We start from the raw sequence: 16,950 nt of genomic DNA, 5'->3' as shown, positions 1-16,950 counted from the left end.
CTCGCCCTCCGTATCCTACGGACAGAAAGCGCTTTCCAAAAGTTCTTGACCAAAATAGTGATCGTTCACTATGTTGACGGCAACGGATTCGAAGGAGCATCTCGTGACACAGTCGTCCCCACCCGTCCGCGTCGCCATCGTCGGCGCGGGAGGCATCGCGTCCGGCGCGCATCTGCCGGCGCTCGAGAGCCTCGGAGGGCGCACGACGGTCGTCGCGATCGCCGATCTCGATCAGGATCGCGCCCGCACCGTCGCCGCGAACTGGGGCATCCCCGCGGTCTACGGTGACATCGACGAGATGCTCGAGGGCGTCCACCCCGAGCTGGTCCTCGTCTGCACGCCGCCCGTTGCCCACCGCGACGCCGTCGTCAAGGCGCTCGACGCCGGGGCGTGGGTGCTCTGCGAGAAGCCCCCGACCCTCTCGCTCGCCGAGTACGACGACATCGCCGCGCACGAGGGCGACGCCGGTCCCTACGCCTCCTACGTGTTCCAGCACCGCTTCGGTTCCGCAGCCCAGCGCCTGCGCCGTCAGATCGGCACCGGCGAACTCGGCTCACCGCTGGTCGCCGTCTGCCACACCCTCTGGTACCGCGCGCCGTCGTACTTCGAGGTGCCCTGGCGAGGCAAGTGGGCCACGGAAGGCGGCGGCCCGACGATGGGCCACGGCATCCACCAGATGGATCTCCTGCTCTCGCTGCTCGGCGACTGGACCAGCGTGATCGCGCAGACCGCGACGCTCGAGCGCGACGTCGAGACGGAGGACGTCTCGTTCGCGATCGTCACCTTCGAGTCGGGCGCTGTCGCATCGGTCGTCAACAGCCTGCTCTCGCCCCGGGAGACGAGCTATCTCCGCTTCGACTTCACCGACGCGACGGTCGAGGTCGAGCACCTCTACGGGTACGACAACTCCGACTGGACCTGGACGCCGGCGCCCTCGATCGATCGGGCGGTCAGCGACGCGTGGCCGCCGACCGACGACATCCGCTCGTCGCACGCCGCTCAGTTGACCGCGCTTCTCGACGCCATGGCCGAGGGGAGGCGTCCGCCGTCGAGCGGCGCGGACGGCCGTCGCGTCCTGGAGCTCATCGCGGGCATCTACCGATCGGCAGCGACGGCGGCGCCGGTCGCGCGAACAGACCTCGACGCGAGTGACCCGTTCTACTCGACGATGAGCGGCGCCAGGGAGGAGCGAGCCCATGTCTGAGCGCGGCCTCGCTCGTCGCAACGCCGTCACGGTTCGGCACACGGGCGTGAGTGTCGAGATCGTGGTCGGCGACGTCGCGATCGCCCGGTACGTCTTCGAGCCCGACGCCCCGGCCGCAGAGGCGCCCAAGCCCTACCTGCACCCTCTCCGCACCCTGTCCGGCGCCCCGCTGTCGGTGCATCGGCCCTGGGACCACCGCTGGCACAAGGGCCTCCAGATGACGCTCTCCGAGGTGTCGGGCGAGAACTTCTGGGGTGGGCCGACCTACACGCCGGGGGCCGGCTACGTCTGGAAGGAGAACCTGGGCAGGATCCTGCACACCGGGTTCGACGACGGCGTCACCGCGGCGGACGCGCAGGATCACGACGAGGTCGCCCTCGCGGAGACGCTCGACTGGGTCGCCTCCTCCGGAGAACGCTGGTTCGCCGAGCACCGGCGACAGCGCTTCCACGGCGTCGACGTCGCGCGAGGGCTGTGGGCCTTCGACTTCGACACCTCCCTCGAGAACGTCTCGGGTCGGCGGCTCGACCTCGGAAGCCCCACCACGCTCGGCCGCGAGGCGGCCGGCTACACCGGGCTGTTCTGGCGTGGTCCCCGCTCGTGGACCGGAGCCCGGGTCACGGCGGCCGGAGTGCCGGACGGCGACGACCCGATGGGCGTCGAGTCCGACTGGCTGGCCCTGTCGTCGCAGAACGACGACCGCGACGGCGGCGCGACCGTCCTGGCCATCGCCGGATCGTCGTCGGCCGACGTGCCTCTCGCCTGGTTCGTCCGAGCGGAGCCTTTCGCCGCGATCGCCCCGTCGCCCGCGTTCGGTCGCGAGGTCGCGCTGGAGCCGGGGAGAGGGTGATGCTGCGCCACCGCTTCGTCTTCGTCGATCACGTGTGCGAGCGCACCGAGCTCGACGCCCTCGGACAGGAGTTCGCCCTGTGACCGGCGTCGTGCACTTCCCCGGCTCGACCGCGGTGAGCGATCTCGCGGTCTACGACTGGGAGACCCCCGACGGTCTGCACGGCGGTTCGCCGCACCTCCACACGGTCTCGACCGAGGCGTACGTCGTCCTCGAGGGGGCGGGCGAGCTTCGGACGCTGACGCCGGAGGGCCCGGAGCGCCACGACCTCCGGCCGGGCGTCGTGCTCTGGTTCGCGCCCGGGACGATCCATCGCCTCGTGAACGTCGAAGGGCTGCGGATCCTGACGGTCATGGAGAATGCCGGCCTGCCGGAGGCGGGCGACGCGGTGCTGACCTTCCCGCGGCGCATCGTCGCCGACCCGGAGGCCTACCGGCGCGAAGCCGCTCTGCCCTCCGACGACACGGAGGCGGTCGTCGGCCGAGCGGCCCGAGCCCGCCGCGACCTGGCGCTCGAAGGCTTCGCCGAGTTGGAGGCCGATTTCGACCGGCGCGGATCCGTTGCCCTCGCGGAGTTCTACGACCTCGCCGGTCGACTGGTCGCCCCCGGGTCGCCGACTGGCAGCGCCTCTGGTCGAGTTCGGTCGAGCACGACGCAGAAGCCACCCGCACCCGACTCGACGCCCTCTCGCGCGGCACGGCCGGCCACCTCTCGAGTGCCCGCGTGGTCGTGGCCGACCGCCGCCAAGGACCCGCGCTGTTCGGCATGTGCGGCCGGCTCGGCGTGTGGAAGCACCCCGCCTGAACCACCGAAGAACCGCAGGATCACGACTCAAAGGAGAGCAGATCATGACATCTCGCCATCGACACGCAGCACCCTGCGCGGTGCCGCCCGATCGCCGGGGCAGGCTGAGGTGAGCGCGCTCGGTGAGCTCCGCAACGTGCGGAAGGCTCGCGGCGACGCTGCCGACCGGAAGGCCGACACCCGGGACAACAAGGTCGCGATCCTGTTCCTCGCGCCGTGGCTCGTGGGGCTCATCGGCATCACGCTCGGGCCGGTCCTCGTGTCGCTCTACCTCGCGTTCACGAACTACAACCTCCTCCAGGCGCCGAAGTTCACCGGCCTGGCCAACATCCAGCGGATGCTCGGCGACGAGAGGCTCGCGCACTCGCTGGGCGTGACGTTCGTGTACGTGGCGGTCGGGGTGCCGCTGCAGCTGATGGCGGCGCTCGCTCTCGCGATCCTGCTCGATCGCGGCGTCCGAGGGCTCCCCGTCTACCGCTCGCTCCTCTACCTGCCCTCCCTGCTCGGCGCGAGCGTCGCGATCGCCGTGCTGTGGCGCATCATCTTCGGCTCGAACGGACTCGTCAACGTGGTGCTCGCCCGCTTCGGGATCGACGGGCCGGCGTGGATCGCGGATCCGAAGACGGCGCTCTCGACGCTGATCCTGCTGCACGTCTGGACGTTCGGGGCGCCGATGGTGATCTTCCTCGCGGGCCTCCGCCAGATCCCTCGGGAGTTCTACGAGGCCGCCTCGACCGACGGGGCGTCGCGCTGGCGGCAGTTCCGGTCGATCACACTGCCGCTGCTCAGCCCGATCATCTTCTTCAACCTCGTACTTGGGATCATCGGGGCGTTCCAGTCGTTCACGCAGGCGTTCGTCGTCTCGGGCGGAACGGGAGGGCCGAGCGACTCGACCCTCTTCTACACGCTCTACCTCTACCAACAGGGCTTCGGCAACTTCCAGATGGGCTACGCCTCTGCACTCGCGTGGTTCCTGCTGGTGATCGTCGGAGTGTTCACCGCGCTCAACTTCTGGGCCTCGAAGTTCTGGGTTTTCTACGATGACTGACACCACGACCCGCATCGCCGACATCGTCCCCGAGACCGCGCCGCCGTCGTCCGGGCGAAAGCCCAAGCGACTGCCGGGCACCTCTCGCCGCATCAGCAGCATCCTCAAGCACGCCCTGCTCGTCGTGGTCGCGCTGCTGATGCTCTATCCGGTTCTCTGGATGGTCGTGTCGTCGATCCGGCCGAACTCCGACATCTTCACGCACTCGGGCCTGCTCATCGACACCTTCGACCTGACGCACTATCCCAAGGGCTGGAACGCGCTCAGCATGCAGTTCGGCGGGTACCTGCTGAACTCGCTCATCGTCGTGATCGGCGCGGTCGTCGGCAACCTCGTCTCGTGCTCCCTGGCCGCCTACGCGTTCGCGCGGCTGCGGTTCCGGCTGCGGACGCTGGCCTTCGTCGTGATGCTCGTAACGATCATGCTGCCGATCCACGTGCTGATCGTGCCGCAGTACGTCTTCTACTCGCACCTCGGCTGGCTCAACACCTTCCTGCCCCTGATCGTGCCGAAGTTCCTCGCGACCGACGCGTTCTTCGTGTTCCTGATGGTCCAGTTCATCCGCGGCATCCCGAAGGAGCTCGACGAGGCGGCCAGGATCGACGGTGCCGGCCACGCGCGGATCTTCTTCCAGGTCATGCTCCCGCTGATGGTGCCCGCTCTCGCGACGACGGCGATCTTCACCTTCATCTGGACCTGGAACGACTTCTTCTCCCAGCTCATCTTCGTGACGAAGCCGAGCCTCTACACCGTGCCGGTCGCCCTGCGCTCGTTCGTCGATTCGCAGTCGGCGTCGGACTACGGCGCCCTCTTCGCCATGAGCATCGTCTCGCTCATTCCCGTCTTCCTGGTCTTCCTGTTCGGTCAGCGGTTCCTCCTCCGGGGATCGCCACGACCGGCGGCAAATGACGCACCCGCCCCACCCATCCACCTCACGCAAAGGAACACGATGAGATCCAGAATGCAACGGCGCATCGCAGCGATCACCGCCACCGCCGCCGCCCTCACCCTGCTCGCGACCGGCTGCAGCGGCAGCTCGAACGGCGGCGGCGATCAGCCGGCGCTCTCGAAGGACAAGGTCACCATCAGCCTCAACTGGTGGGGCAATCCCGCTCGCAACTCGAACACCACCAAGGCGATCGCCCTGTTCGAGAAGAAGTACCCGAACATCACGGTCGACCAGTCGAACACCGACTGGAGCGGCTACTGGGACAAACTGGCGACCTCGACAGCGGCCAGCGAGATGCCCGACGTCAACCAGTTCGACCAGCTCTACGTCGCCTCGTACGCCCAGCGCGGTGCGCTCCTCGACCTCTCGACGGTGTCGAACACCCTGAAGTCGAGCGCGCTGCCGAAGAGCGTCGTCGGGACGGGCGAGGTCGGCGGAAAGCTCTACGCCATGCCGGTCGGAGTCACGCCCAACGGCGTGATCATCAACCGGGCGGCGCTCAAGAAGGAGGGCATCGCGATGCCCGACACGGACACCTGGACCTGGAAGCAGTTCGACGATCTCGCGACCGAGGTCACCCAGAAGTCCGGCGGATCCGTCCACGGCCTCGGGCCGTTCGGATCCGACTCGTTCTCGCTCGGCATCTGGGCGCGGCAGCACGGCAACAACGTCTTCGACAGCGCGGGCAAGGTGACGCTGAAGCCGAGCGTGCTCACCTCCTACTGGCAGCAGGAGCTCGACTGGATCGCCGACAAGGCGTCGCCGTCGGCCTCCCACATCGCCGAGGGCGCGAGCTTCACCCTCGAGCAGAACGACCTCTCGACCGGCAAGACCGCCATGGGCTTCATCCCGGCCGGTCAGTTCACGGCCTACAACGCCGCGAACCCCGACGCCGACTTCACCATGGCGAATTGGCCGTCCGGCAGCTCCACCGACAGCGGATTCCAGTACCCGAAGCCGTCGATGTACTGGGCGATCTCGTCGAAGAGCGAGCACCCGGCCGAAGCGGCGCTCCTGGTCAACTTCCTGCTGACGAACAAGGACGCCGGCAAGATCCTCGGCGTCGAGCGCGGTGTGCCGTCGAACCCGGCGATCCAGACCGCCATCACGCCGCAGCTGTCGACCGCAGACAAGTTCAGTCTCGACTTCACCGCCGCCATGGTGAAGAAGTCGGGCAAGGCCCCGGCGATCACTCCGAACGGCGCCAGCGACATCGAGACGATGATGGCCCGCTACAACCAGCAGGTCATCTTCGGCCAGAAGACACCGAAGGCCGCGGCAGCCGCCTTCATCAAGGAGTTGCAGGACAACATCACCAACGCGGGCTGAGCCGGGGCGGAGCGGCCCGCGCCACGACCGCGGGCCGCTCCGCAACTGTCTCGACGTCGAGATACACTGGCGTCGATGGTCACCCCGACGAGCAGCGACTTCTCTCTCCGCAGCATCGCTTTCGCCGCTTACGCCCCCTCGGTCCTGTTCGGGCTGTCGCAGGGCGCCATGCTGCCGGTGATCGCCATCAGCTCGATCGAGCGCGGCGCCGACGAGGCCGTCGCGTCGCTCGTCGTCGCGATGATCGGCATCGGCTCCCTGGTCACGAACATCCCCGCGGGTGCCGTCACGACCCGCTTCGGCGAGCGCCGCTCGATGGTCGGTGCCGCGGCGCTCAGCGCGGTGGGGTTGGCGCTCTGCCTCCTGCCGCTCGGTTTGATCGTCTTCACCCTGGGCGTCCTGCTCGTCGGCGCGGCCTCGAGCGTCTTCCTGCTGGCGCGGCAGTCGTACCTCACCGAAGCGGTTCCGGCCGAGCAGCGGGCGCGAGCTCTGTCCACGCTGGGCGGCGTCCAGCGCATCGGTGTCTTCATCGGCCCGTTCGCGAGCGCGGGGCTGATCCGGCTGGCCGGCATCGACGGGGCCTACCTGCTGGCGCTGGTCGCCATCGCGGGCGCAGGCGTCATCGCCTACACGGTGCCCGATCTGGTGCAGGATCCCCCGCTCCCGGCGAGCGGGCGCCTCGCGTCACGACCCTCACGATGCTCCGCGACCACTGGCGCACCTTCGCCTTCCTGGGTACGGGCATCCTGCTGCTCTCCGCGATCCGCGCGACCCGGCAGGTGGTCGTCCCGCTCTGGGCGCACCACATCGGGCTCGACCCGAGCCAGTCGTCGCTCATCTACGGCATCTCGGGCGCTGTCGACGCCGCCGTGTTCTACCCGGCGGGCTACGTGATGGACCGCTGGGGTCGCAAGTGGATCGCGCTGCCCTGCACCATCGTGATGGGCCTGTCATTCCTGCTCATGCCGCTGACGCACACCTTCCTGGTGCTCACGCTCGTCGCCGTCGTCATGGGTTTCGGGAACGGGATCGGCTCGGGCATTGTCAACACGCTCGGCTCGGATGCGTCCCCCGCGGTCGGGCGTCCCACGTTCCTGGGGCTCTGGCGCGAACTCGCCGACGGCGGAAGCTCTCTCGGTCCGGTGCTGCTGTCGGTCGTGACCGGTGTGGCCGGGCTCGCCCTCGGAATCGTCGTGTCCGGGTTCGTCGGTTTCGCGGCCGCCGCCGCGCTGGGGCGCTGGATTCCGAAACGGCCCCGCGACGCGAGTGGCAGGAGCGGGCGAGGCGCTGCCGGGACGTGATTCGAGATACCCCGAGCGCCTCCGGACGGTAGAGGTGTCGCTTCACCGACGGTCGGCGGCACGTCCATCTCTCGACGCGCCTCGAAAATCGTGGAAAAAATCAGTTTGAGGCTTGACAGTTCGAGTTCTAATGATTAGCTTTCTAATCATGAACGAACCGGAGATCACCTTCACCAGCAATCTCGAGCTGCTCCGGTGGATCGGCTGGGCTCAGCAGCAGGCCGGAATGGACTGGATCCGCGAACGCGGGCTCAGTCACCAGCAGAGCTTCGCCCTGGGCTTCCTCGTCCAGAATCCCGGTTCGATCCAGCGCGACATCGCCGAGATGACCAGGACGACGCCGGCCAGCGTCTCGAGCCTCCTGCAGGGGCTCGAGGCTCGCGGTCTCATCGAACGCCGCACCGAAGGCGGCAACGAGCGCAGCAAGCGCGTCTACGCCACCGAAGCGGGCGTCGAGCTCATCGCGGGCTTCGACACCGCAATGCACGGAGCCGAGGAGACGATCCTCGCCCCCTGAACGAGTCGGAGCGGGCAGCCCTTCACGAGTTGCTCCTCAAGATCACCTCGGTTCTCCCGCAGCCGACCCGCTCGTAACGCCCGCGGCCCAGCCGCCGCCCTTCACCCACCTCTTCCTCGCCGCGCCGGCGTTCGTCGGCGCGCCCTGAAACTCGTCCGGCATCGCCCGGAAAGGAGCACCTCATGAGCACCGCAATCCCCCAGGCCGACACCGTCGGCTCCAACCGCTGGTACCTCGCCTCCGCACCGATGGTGCGCGCTCTCATTCACCTCTGCATCCCGATGGCCGCCGCCATGATCGTCGGCGCGGTCTACAACGTCATCAACGCGGGCTTCATCGGCTCGTTGCACGACCCGATCCTGCTGGCTGCCGTCACCTTCGGTTCTCCGATCCTCGGCCTCGTCATGGCCGTCGGCGGTGTCTTCGGCGTCGGTGGCAGCGCGCTGATCTCCCGCCTCCTCGGAGCTGCCGAGAACGACCCGGCCAAGGCGGCGGAGATCAAACACGTCTCGTCGTTCGCCGTCTGGGGTGCCGTCATCGCGGGGGCCATCGTCGGCGCTGCCGGCCTGATCTTTCTGAGCCCGCTCGTGGCCCTGCTCGGCGCGCACGGCGCCGCGGTGCCCGCGACGAGCGCCTTCGTCGGCGTCATGCTCGCCTTCGTGCCCGTCCTGGCCGCGGCCTTCTGCCTCGAGCAGATCGTCCGAGCCGAAGGAGCGGCACGCCAGGTCATGATCGGACTGATCGCCTCGACCGTCGCCAACCTCGTCTTCGACGTCCTCTTCATCCTGGTGCTCCACTGGGGTGTCGCCGGTGCCGCGCTCGCCGTCGGTCTCTCGAACGTCGTCACGATCGTGTACTTCGTCACCTACCTGACCCGGCACAGCGAGAACGTGAGCCTGGCTCCGAAGTGGTTCACCCTCTCGCCCGCCGTTCTGAAGCCCGTCTTCGGCGTCGGAGTCGGCGAGCTGCTGCAGTCCGCCTTCCTCATCGTCACCTCGCTCGTGCTCAACAATCTGGCCGCGAACTACGGCGACGGTCCGCTCGCGGCCATGGGTGTCGCCGTCCGGATCGCCCAGGTTCCGGAGTTTCTCATCATGGGCGTGACCCTCGGCATCCTGCCGCTGCTCGCCTACTCGTTCGGCAAGGGTGACGCGGCGCGCCTCTCGGCTTCCATCCGCTCGTCCGCGGTGACCGTCGGCGCCATCGCGCTGCTGTTCTCGATCATCGTGTTCGTCTTCCGCGACCAGGTGTTCTCGCTCTTCGTCTCCGACCGGTCGCTCCTCGGCCTCGGCGCGATCATCATCACAGCGCAGCTCGTCTCCATGATCTTCAACGGTTTCACAGGGCTCATCACCTCGCTGTTCCAGGCGACCGGGCGGGCCTTGCCGGCGACCGTCATGTCGGTGACGCAGGGAGTCCTGTTCATCCCGATCGTCATCCTCGCCAACCTCTGGTTCGGGCTCGACGGCATCATCTGGGCCCTGACGGTCAGCGAAGGCCTCGTGCTCGTCGCCGGTCTCGTGATGTGGTTCGCCTCGCGCGGAGCGATCGCCCGCGGCCTCGCCGAGGGCAGCCCGGAGCGCGCCGACGAGGTGCTCGAGGGCGCCGACGCCTGAGCTGCGCCGCCTGTCGTTCCGACGATCCTCCCGAAATCGAAGGGGATTTTCGCCCTCCACCCGCTTCTCGCGCAGAAAACGGGCCGGAGGGCGAAAATCCCCTTCGATTTGTGGGTGGCAGCACCGGCAGCGGCATTCCCCCGCGCTCATCGAGCTCGCCGGCATTCACGGTCTGATCGAGTCGGGCGGCCGCCCGGGCACGGCCGGCGGAAACGGAACCGGCCCGCTTCCGCGTCGTTGCGAAAGTGGGCCGGTCGGCGGGAGAGTGATCATCAGCGGCCCGTTTTGCAGAGCCACCGGTCATGCTCGCCCTGGTGGATTTGATCCCCTGCTAGACCCTAATCCCGACGGAACGGTTTGGTCCATCATCCGGCGGGATGATCCTGCCAGACACGTCAGGGTGAGCGACCGTCAGGTCAGCAGGTGCACGGAGTTGGCGTCTTCCCCGCAGAACACGGCGAGGTGCCGGGGATCCGCCACGGCCAGGATGCCCGGGCCGTCGTTGGCGCGCGCCACCAATTCGGATGCATCGATCACTCGATCGTCGAGCTGGGACGAGTCGGAGAGAATCTCGAAGCGCTGAGGGTCGCCGTGATCTCGGAGAACAGCGGCGAGATCGTCCGACCCGGCCAGGCGGAGGGCCCGGGAGGGCTTCAGGGCCGTGAAGTGGGGCAGCATCAGAACCAGCTTCCGGTGGGATTTCGGCGTGCCCGACTCGATCAGCGTGAGCATGCGCGCTGCGACTCGAGGCTCGACGAATTCGCGGATCGCCTCGGCGATGGTGGGCTGCACGTCGGTCACGCGCCCACGCTAGCCCGGCCGCGGGCGGGCGGGCGGGCTACATGCGGACCAGAACCTTCAGGGCCTCGCGGTCGGCCATGGCCCGGTAGCCGGCGGGGACCTCGTCGATGCCGATCGTGCGGTCGAAGACCCGGCCCGGCTCGATGGTGCCGTCGAGCACGAGCGGGAGGAGCTCGTCGATGTACGCGCGAGCCGGAGCGACGCCGCCCGTCAGGGTGAGGTTGCGCAGGAACTCGTTGCGACCGAACGAGATCATGGGGTCTTGCGGGACCCCGACGCGGCTGATCGCACCACCGTCGCGGACGACGGCGATGGCCGTCTCGACGGCGGCCGGGAGCCCCACGGCCTCCAGGACGACGTGCGCACCGTCACCGCCGGTCAGTTCGAGAACGCGCGCGACGCCCTCCTCGCCGCGTTCCGCGACGACGTGCGTGGCGCCGAACTCGACGCCCAGGTCGGTGCGGTCGGTGTGGCGGCCCAGGAGGATGATCGTGGTCGCGCCGAGCAGCTTGGCCGCGATGACGGCGCTGAGGCCCACCGCGCCGTCGCCGATCACGGCCACCGTCTGACCGCTTTCGACGCGGCCCATCCTGGCGGCGTGGTATCCGGTCGACATGACGTCGGAGAGGCTCAGCAGCGACGGGATCAGGTTCTCGTCGAAGCCGGCCGGCACGACGACGAGCGTGCCGTCGGCGAACGGAACGCGAACGCGCTCGCCCTGCCCGCCGTCGCCGCCGTGGGCGCCACCCCAGTTCGAGCCGTGTCGGCAGGAAGTCTGGAGGCCTTCGCGGCAGAAGTCGCAGACGCCGTCCGACACCACGAACGGCGCGATGACGAAGTCGCCGACCGCGACGTCGGACACCGACGAGCCGACCTCTTCGACGACACCGACGAACTCGTGGCCCATCCGCGATCCGTGGTCGGTGGCCAGCTTCGACGCGTACGGCCAGAGGTCGCTGCCGCAGATGCAGCCGGCGACGACGCGGACGAGGGCGTCGGTGGGCTCGTGGAGGGCAGGATCGGCGACGGTCTCGACGCGCACATCGCCCGCCCCGTACATCAGTGTTGCTCGCATGAAGTGAATGTCCCTTTCGGTCTCGTGACCACCCAACCGGCTCCCGCGGGCGCGTGACAGACCCTACCGTTCGGGGTACTGGGAGAACCTCCCTGTCGGGGGCCCGGTGACGTACGGTGCATCTGTGGACAACAAGAGCGACATTCACGACTTCTTGGCGACGCGACGGGCCCGTCTCACGCCGACGCAGGCGGGGTTGCCGGACTTCGGCGGCAAGAGGCGGGTCCCGGGCCTGCGCCGCGAAGAAGTCGCCATGCTCGCCGGGGTCAGCGTCGACTACTACGTGCGGCTCGAGCGCGGCAACCTCGGCGGGGTGTCGGAGAGCGTGCTGGAGGCGCTCGTCCGTGCCCTTCAGCTCGACGACACCGAGCGGTCCCACCTGTTCGACCTCGCGCGCACGGCCAACGCCACGGTCGGGACCCGCCGCCGTCCGGTGGCCAACCGGGTGCGCCCCGGGGTCCTGCGCCTGCTCGACTCGATCAACGCGCCCGCCTGGGTGAGGAACGGCCGCATGGACGTCCTGGCCGCGAACGCGATGGGCCGTGCGCTCTACTCGCAGGTCTTCGACAGCCCTGTGACGCCGCCGAACACGGCGCGCTTCGCCTTCCTCGACCCGCGCGCACCCGAGTTCTGGCCGGACTGGGACAAGATCGCCGGCGACACGGTTGCGACCCTTCGCAACGAGGCGGGTCGGACCCCGTACGACAAGGGCCTCACGGATCTGATCGGCGAGCTGTCGACGCGCAGCGAGGAGTTCCGGACGCGCTGGGCGGCCCACGACGTCCATCAGCACCGCTCCGGCTGGAAGCGACTGCACCACCCGGTCGTCGGCGACCTCGAGTTGAGCTACGAGGCTCTGCAGCTCGTCACCGACGAGGGGCTCATCCTGCTGTCGTACAGCGCGGAACCCGGCTCGAAGTCTGCCGAGGGCCTCGGTCTCCTGGCCAGCTGGGTCGCCACCGAGGCGCGCGAGCCGCTCGAGCTCGACGCCTGACCGTCGGGCTGCCGGGTTCGTCCCGCCTGCCCGCACACCCGTCCCGTCCCGCCCCGTGCCGCCCCCGCCTCGCCTCGCCCCGCCCCGCCCCGCCTCGCCCCGCTGCGCCCGAAATCGAAGGGGATTCGTGCCGCCGACCGAACATGAGGCCGATCGGGGCGGGTCGGGGCGAAAATCCCCTTCGATTTCGGGAGGCGGGAGGCGGGAGGCGGACGGCGGAGGCGGACGGCGGACGGCGGAGGCGGGGAGGGGAGAGGCTAGTCGCGGGGAGCGGCGGACGTCGCCTTGCCGGAGGCCTGGGCCCGCAGCTCGGCTTCGGCCCGCTCGGCCTCCTCGCCGCTGATGGCCTCGCCTCGCGCGACCATGCCCGACACGTCGGACAGCGGGATGTTCTTCAGGAACAGCGACAGGACGAACGCGATCGCGATGAGCGGGATCAGGTACCAGAACACGGGCGCCAGCGAGTCGGCGTAGGCCGCGACCACGAGGTCGTGGATGGCCGTCGGCAGCTTGTTGAGGGCCGCAGGATCGAGGCTGGACGTCGACGAGGCGGCATCCGACGCTGAGGCTCCCGACTGCGTGAACACGTCGGTCAGCTTGTCGGTCAGGCGCGACGTGAAGATCGCTCCGAACACGGCCACGCCGAGGGCCGAACCGACCTCGCGGAAGTAGTTGTTCGTGCTGGTCGCGGTGCCGACGTCTTTCGGCGGGACGGAGTTCTGGACGACCAGGACGACGACCTGCATGATCGAGCCGAGGCCGGCGCCGAAGACGAACAGGAAGACGCAGATCAGCCAGATCGGGGTGTCGGCCGTCAGGGTCGTCATGAGGAACATGGCGACGCCCACGAGGACCGTGCCGAGGATGGGGAACATCTTGTAGCGACTGGTGCGAGTGATCACCTGACCGGAGATGATCGACATGCCGATCAGTCCGACCATCATCGGGAGCAGCAGGAGACCCGAGGCGGCAGCCGAAGCACCGGACGCCATCTGGAGGAACGTCGGAACGAACGCGAGCGCCGCGAACATGGCGATTCCGAGGACGAAACCGATCGCGGTCGCGATCACGAAGACGCGGTTCTTGAAGAAGGCCAGCGGGATGATGGGGTCCTGTGCCTTGTTCTCGACGAGCACGAAGAGGGTTCCGGCCACCAGGAGAGCGGCGCCGAACATCCATGTCTCGGGCGCACCCCAGCCGTGCTTGGCGTTGCCGCCGAACTCGGTGAAGAAGATGAGGCTCGCCGTCGAGACGGAGAGCAGGATCACGCCGGGGACGTCGATCTTCTTGGTCGCCTTCTTGCTCGGCAGCGTCAGAGTGAACCACGCGATGACGAAGGCGGCGACACCGACCGGGATGTTGATGTAGAAGGCCCAGTTCCAGGTGAGGTGGTCGACGAAGAAGCCGCCGAGGAGGGGCCGCCGACGGCGGCGAGACCGAAGATCCCGCCCAGCGGGCCGAGGTACTTGCCGCGCTCGGAGGCAGGCACGATGTCGGCGATGATGGCCTGCGACAGGATCATTAAGCCGCCGCCGCCGAGGCCCTGGAGGGCGCGGAAGACGACGAAGGTCCAGAAGTCGGTGGAGAAGGCACAGCCGATCGAGGCGAGCGTGAACAGCGCGATCGCCAGGAGGAAGAGGTTGCGGCGGCCGAGGACGTCACCGAACTTGCCGTAGATGGGCATGACGATGGTCGTCGCCAGGAGGTAGGCCGTGGTGATCCAGGCCTGGTTCTCGACGCCGCCGAGCTGGCCGACGATCGTCGGCATGGCGGTCGAGACGATGGTCTGGTCGAGGCTGGAGAGCAGCATGCCGGCGATGAGTGCGGCGAAGATGATCCAGATGCGGCGCTGGGTGAGGATCAGCTGCCCGTCGGCGTTGGACCCGCGCCGGTTGGGGCGGGCCGCCGACGGGGCGGTCTTCTCGGTGGTCATTCGGTGGGCTCCTGGGTGATCGGCGGGACGGGGGTGGGTGCGGGGGTGAACAGGCCGCGTGCCAGGTCGACACGATGGCGGAGGATATCCGCGAAGGGGATCGGGACGCGCCCCTCGGCGCGGAGCGATTCGCGGAGCAGGTCAGGGGCGGAGCCCGCGAAGGGGATCGGGACGCGCCCCTCGGCGCGGAGCGATTCGCGGAGCGGGTCAGGGGCGGAGCCCGCGAAGGGGATCGGGACGCGCCCCTCGGCGCGGAGCGATTCGCGGAGCGGATCAGGGCAGAGCCCGCGAAGGGGATCGGGACATCCGCCTGGCGGAGGTAGGAGTCGATGCTGACCCGCACGAGGGCTTCGAACAGGACCAGTGCGACCTCGGCGGAGACGTGATCCTGAGAGCTGTCGTTCGCCACGACGAGGTCGACGAATCGCTGCTGCTCGGCGCGGCCGGACTGGATCATCGTCGTGATGAGTTTCGGCTCGCGCTGGAGGGCGGTGACGAGATCGTCGATGTCGGACGCGGACGGGCTCATGGCGGCGAAGTGGCCGATGGCGAGGTCGATGAGGTCGTCGGCGAGATCGCGCCGCTCGCCGGGCGCCGCGCGTCTGGCGACGACGAATCGGTCGAGCAGGACCTCGTCGAGGCCGTTCTCGATGCCGAGCACGGCCGACTCTTTCGACGGGAAGTAGTTGAAGAAGGTGCGGCGCGAGATGCCGACCTCGTCGCAGAGCTGCTGCACGGTGAAACCGGCGAGACCCGAGGCTGCGGTGAGTCGCCGCGCGAGGGAGGTCAATGCAGCCCTCGTCCGCAGCTGCTTCGTGATCATGGACTCAGAATTGCACTTTTGCGTCGATGGTGCATCGGACCCTGGTACTACTCGTAACCTGCGCCGTAAATGTTAGGACAAAGGGCTAACGTAGGATTCATGACCGACACGGACCAGAAGACACTGCAGGCTCACACGCTCAACGACGGGCACCGCATCCCGTCGATCGGGTTCGGCAGTTTCCCGCACCACGGCGAGAACTCGACCGAGATGGTGGGCAACGCCCTCGACCTGGGCTATCGCCTCATCGACACCGCCCTCAGCTACAAGAACGAGGGGAGGTCGGCGCCGCCGTCCGCGAGACCAGCGTGCCTCGCGACGAGATCGTCCTCACCTCGAAGCTCGCGGGGCGCCACCACGGTCGCGACGAGGCTCGCGTCGGTGTGACGGAATCGCTGACGAACCTCGGTCTCGCGAAGATCGACCTGTTCCTCATCCATTGGCCGCTCCCCAAGATCGACAAGTACGTCGACAGCTGGAAGACGCTGATCGACCTCCGCGACGAGGGCCTCCTCGGCTCGATCGGCGTCTCGAACTTCACCCCCGAGCACCTGCGCCGCCTGGTCGACGAGACCGGGGTCGTGCCGGCGGTCAACCAGGTCGAGTTGCACCCGTTCTTTCCCCAGGTCGAGCTTCGCGCCGTCCACCAGGAGCTCGGCATCGTGACCGAGGCCTGGAGCCCACTCGGGCGAGGCACCGGTCTGCTCGACGACCCGATCATCGTCGCGGCGTCCGAGAAGCACGCTGTCTCGACCGGTCAGATCGTGCTGCGCTGGCACTACCAGAACGGCGTCGTGCCGATCCCGATGTCGTCGAGCCCCGCTCGCCGCGCGCAGAACCTGGAACTCGGCGGCTTCGAGCTCGACGAGTCGGAGGTCGCAGCGATCTCGAGCCTCGGGCGCGGGCGCATCTGGGGTCAGGACCCGAACGAGCACGAAGAGTTCTAGGGCGTTCTGGGCCGCCATCAGCAGCGCTGACGCAGACGGGCCCGCTCGCCGGACGGCGAACGGGCCCGATCTCGTCGTCGCGCTCTACGCGCGACGCGTGAAGGTCACGTGCGTCACACCCGACGGCGACGAGACCGCCTCGATGTCGAACCGCTCTTCGAGCCCTTCGAGGCCGTCCCACAGGCGCTCGCCACGACCCAGGACGATGGGCACGACGACGACGTGCAGGTGGTCGATCAGGTCGGCGGCCAGGAACTCGCGGACGGTCTCGACGCCGCCGCCGATCCTGATGTCGCTCCCGGGTGCCGCCTCGCGCGCCTTCGCCAGTGCCTCGGCGGGTGACGCGTCGATGAAGTGGAAGGTCGTGCCGCCGTTCATCTCCAGCGATTCGCGCGGGTGGTGCGTCAGGACGAAGACGGGGGTGTGGAAGGGCGGGTCGTCATCCCACCAGCCCTTCCACTCGCTGTTCGCCCACGGGCCGCGTTCGGGGCCGAACTTGTTGCGGCCCATGATCTCGGCGCCGATGCCCTCGGCCCACGAGCCGGCGAACTCTTCGTCGACACCCGAGTCGCCGCCGGGCTGACCCTGCATGCTGCGGAAGGTCGGAGTGCGCATGAACCACTGCATGAGTCGACCGTCGGCGTGGCCGAACGGCGCCTCGAGCGATTGATCGGCGCCCGCTCCGAAACCGTCGAGTGAGACGGCGAAGTTGTGAACTCTGACTTTCGACACGACAGCCTCCCGGGCCTCGTCTCCGAT

14 protein-coding genes and 4 pseudogenes are annotated in these 16,950 nt (G+C 68.5%); 13 read left to right on the top strand and 5 right to left on the bottom strand.

What is annotated here, in order from left to right; translation table 11 throughout:
- The first annotated feature begins 103 nt into the window (after positions 1 to 103).
- The 10 genes and pseudogenes from QUE79_RS21660 (at position 104) to QUE79_RS21615 (ending at position 9,618) form a co-directional block, all read left to right on the top strand.
- Positions 104 to 1,204, top strand: coding sequence for a Gfo/Idh/MocA family protein (locus QUE79_RS21660; RefSeq protein WP_286344877.1), 1,101 nt, complete (start codon positions 104 to 106; stop codon positions 1,202 to 1,204).
- Positions 1,197 to 2,054 (top strand): DUF6807 domain-containing protein, encoded by an 858-nt coding sequence (locus QUE79_RS21655; protein WP_286344876.1) that lies wholly within the window; start codon positions 1,197 to 1,199, stop codon positions 2,052 to 2,054. The genes QUE79_RS21660 and QUE79_RS21655 overlap by 8 nt, the downstream gene beginning before the upstream one ends.
- A 34-nt stretch (positions 2,055 to 2,088) precedes the next feature.
- Positions 2,089 to 2,346, top strand: a pseudogene (locus QUE79_RS21650) (hypothetical protein); the annotation flags it as partial.
- 621 nt (positions 2,347 to 2,967) lie between these two features.
- Positions 2,968 to 3,906: a carbohydrate ABC transporter permease gene (locus QUE79_RS21645; protein WP_286346802.1), complete on the top strand. Its 939-nt coding sequence runs from the start codon at positions 2,968 to 2,970 to the stop codon at positions 3,904 to 3,906.
- Positions 3,899 to 4,815 (top strand): annotated as a pseudogene (locus QUE79_RS21640) (carbohydrate ABC transporter permease). Before QUE79_RS21645 ends, QUE79_RS21640 begins: the two are co-directional and overlap by 8 nt.
- Positions 4,816 to 4,855: 40 nt before the next feature.
- Complete coding sequence (locus tag QUE79_RS21635) at positions 4,856 to 6,184, top strand: ABC transporter substrate-binding protein (protein ID WP_434011021.1); 1,329 nt, start codon at positions 4,856 to 4,858, stop codon at positions 6,182 to 6,184.
- A gap of 75 nt (positions 6,185 to 6,259) precedes the next feature.
- Positions 6,260 to 7,078 carry an MFS transporter gene (locus QUE79_RS21630; protein ID WP_286344874.1) on the top strand — a complete coding sequence of 273 codons (819 nt, stop codon included), beginning with the start codon at positions 6,260 to 6,262 and terminating at the stop codon, positions 7,076 to 7,078.
- Positions 6,964 to 7,485 (top strand): MFS transporter, encoded by a 522-nt coding sequence (locus QUE79_RS21625; protein ID WP_286344873.1) that lies wholly within the window; start codon positions 6,964 to 6,966, stop codon positions 7,483 to 7,485. Before QUE79_RS21630 ends, QUE79_RS21625 begins: the two co-directional genes overlap by 115 nt.
- A gap of 148 nt (positions 7,486 to 7,633) precedes the next feature.
- Positions 7,634 to 8,002, top strand: a complete 369-nt coding sequence (locus QUE79_RS21620) for a MarR family winged helix-turn-helix transcriptional regulator (RefSeq protein WP_286344872.1) — start codon at positions 7,634 to 7,636, stop codon at positions 8,000 to 8,002.
- 182 nt (positions 8,003 to 8,184) lie between these two features.
- Positions 8,185 to 9,618, top strand: a complete 1,434-nt coding sequence (locus QUE79_RS21615) for an MATE family efflux transporter (RefSeq protein WP_286344871.1) — start codon at positions 8,185 to 8,187, stop codon at positions 9,616 to 9,618.
- 411 nt (positions 9,619 to 10,029) lie between these two features.
- On the opposite strand, the gene QUE79_RS21610 is transcribed toward QUE79_RS21615, so the two are convergent.
- Positions 10,030 to 10,419, bottom strand: a complete 390-nt coding sequence (locus QUE79_RS21610; RefSeq protein ID WP_286344870.1) for a hypothetical protein — start codon at positions 10,417 to 10,419, stop codon at positions 10,030 to 10,032.
- A 37-nt stretch (positions 10,420 to 10,456) separates the two neighbouring features.
- Positions 10,457 to 11,494, bottom strand: a complete 1,038-nt coding sequence (locus tag QUE79_RS21605; RefSeq protein WP_286344869.1) for a zinc-binding dehydrogenase — start codon at positions 11,492 to 11,494, stop codon at positions 10,457 to 10,459.
- A 124-nt stretch (positions 11,495 to 11,618) separates the two neighbouring features.
- Here QUE79_RS21605 and QUE79_RS21600 point away from each other — a divergent pair, with 124 nt between their 5' ends.
- The gene (locus tag QUE79_RS21600; protein ID WP_286344868.1) at positions 11,619 to 12,488 is read left to right on the top strand and encodes a helix-turn-helix transcriptional regulator; all 870 of its coding nucleotides are present in this window, start codon (positions 11,619 to 11,621) and stop codon (positions 12,486 to 12,488) included.
- A gap of 257 nt (positions 12,489 to 12,745) precedes the next feature.
- On the opposite strand, the pseudogene QUE79_RS21595 reads toward QUE79_RS21600, so the two are convergent.
- Both QUE79_RS21595 and QUE79_RS21590 read right to left on the bottom strand, forming a co-directional pair.
- Positions 12,746 to 14,421 (bottom strand): annotated as a pseudogene (locus tag QUE79_RS21595) (MDR family MFS transporter).
- Positions 14,422 to 15,142: 721 nt separating this feature from the next.
- A pseudogene (locus QUE79_RS21590) lies at positions 15,143 to 15,244 on the bottom strand (TetR family transcriptional regulator); the annotation flags it as partial.
- Between the two features lie 99 nt (positions 15,245 to 15,343).
- Here QUE79_RS21590 and QUE79_RS25960 point away from each other — a divergent pair.
- Together QUE79_RS25960 and QUE79_RS21585 are read left to right on the top strand one after the other, a co-directional pair.
- Positions 15,344 to 15,631, top strand: a complete 288-nt coding sequence (locus QUE79_RS25960; protein ID WP_350271604.1) for a hypothetical protein — start codon at positions 15,344 to 15,346, stop codon at positions 15,629 to 15,631.
- On the top strand, positions 15,553 to 16,191 hold the full coding sequence (locus tag QUE79_RS21585; RefSeq protein WP_350271603.1) for an aldo/keto reductase: 639 nt from the start codon (positions 15,553 to 15,555) through the stop codon (positions 16,189 to 16,191). The genes QUE79_RS25960 and QUE79_RS21585 overlap by 79 nt, the downstream gene beginning before the upstream one ends.
- Before the next feature lie 84 nt (positions 16,192 to 16,275).
- Here QUE79_RS21585 and QUE79_RS21580 read toward each other — a convergent pair whose 3' ends face one another.
- Positions 16,276 to 16,923: a dihydrofolate reductase family protein gene (locus QUE79_RS21580; RefSeq protein ID WP_286344867.1), complete on the bottom strand. Its 648-nt coding sequence runs from the start codon at positions 16,921 to 16,923 to the stop codon at positions 16,276 to 16,278.
- Positions 16,924 to 16,950 lie beyond the last annotated feature (27 nt).

The organism is Frondihabitans sucicola (assembly GCF_030296615.1).
Taxonomy (GTDB): domain Bacteria; phylum Actinomycetota; class Actinomycetes; order Actinomycetales; family Microbacteriaceae; genus Frondihabitans; species Frondihabitans sucicola.
This window is presented reverse-complemented; position numbering and strand designations above follow the sequence as displayed.

Bases quoted from the DNA above. Each gene is read 5' to 3' on its own strand.
- QUE79_RS21620 (WP_286344872.1), top strand. From the start codon at position 7,634: ATGAACGAACCGGAGATCACCTTCACCAGCAATCTCGAGCTGCTCCGG.
- QUE79_RS21655 (WP_286344876.1), top strand. From the start codon at position 1,197: ATGTCTGAGCGCGGCCTCGCTCGTCGCAACGCCGTCACGGTTCGGCAC.
- QUE79_RS21635 (WP_434011021.1), top strand. From the start codon at position 4,856: ATGAGATCCAGAATGCAACGGCGCATCGCAGCGATCACCGCCACCGCC.
- QUE79_RS21630 (WP_286344874.1), top strand. From the start codon at position 6,260: ATGGTCACCCCGACGAGCAGCGACTTCTCTCTCCGCAGCATCGCTTTC.
- QUE79_RS25960 (WP_350271604.1), top strand. From the start codon at position 15,344: ATGACCGACACGGACCAGAAGACACTGCAGGCTCACACGCTCAACGAC.
- QUE79_RS21615 (WP_286344871.1), top strand. From the start codon at position 8,185: ATGAGCACCGCAATCCCCCAGGCCGACACCGTCGGCTCCAACCGCTGG.
- QUE79_RS21605 (WP_286344869.1), bottom strand. From the start codon at position 11,494: ATGCGAGCAACACTGATGTACGGGGCGGGCGATGTGCGCGTCGAGACC.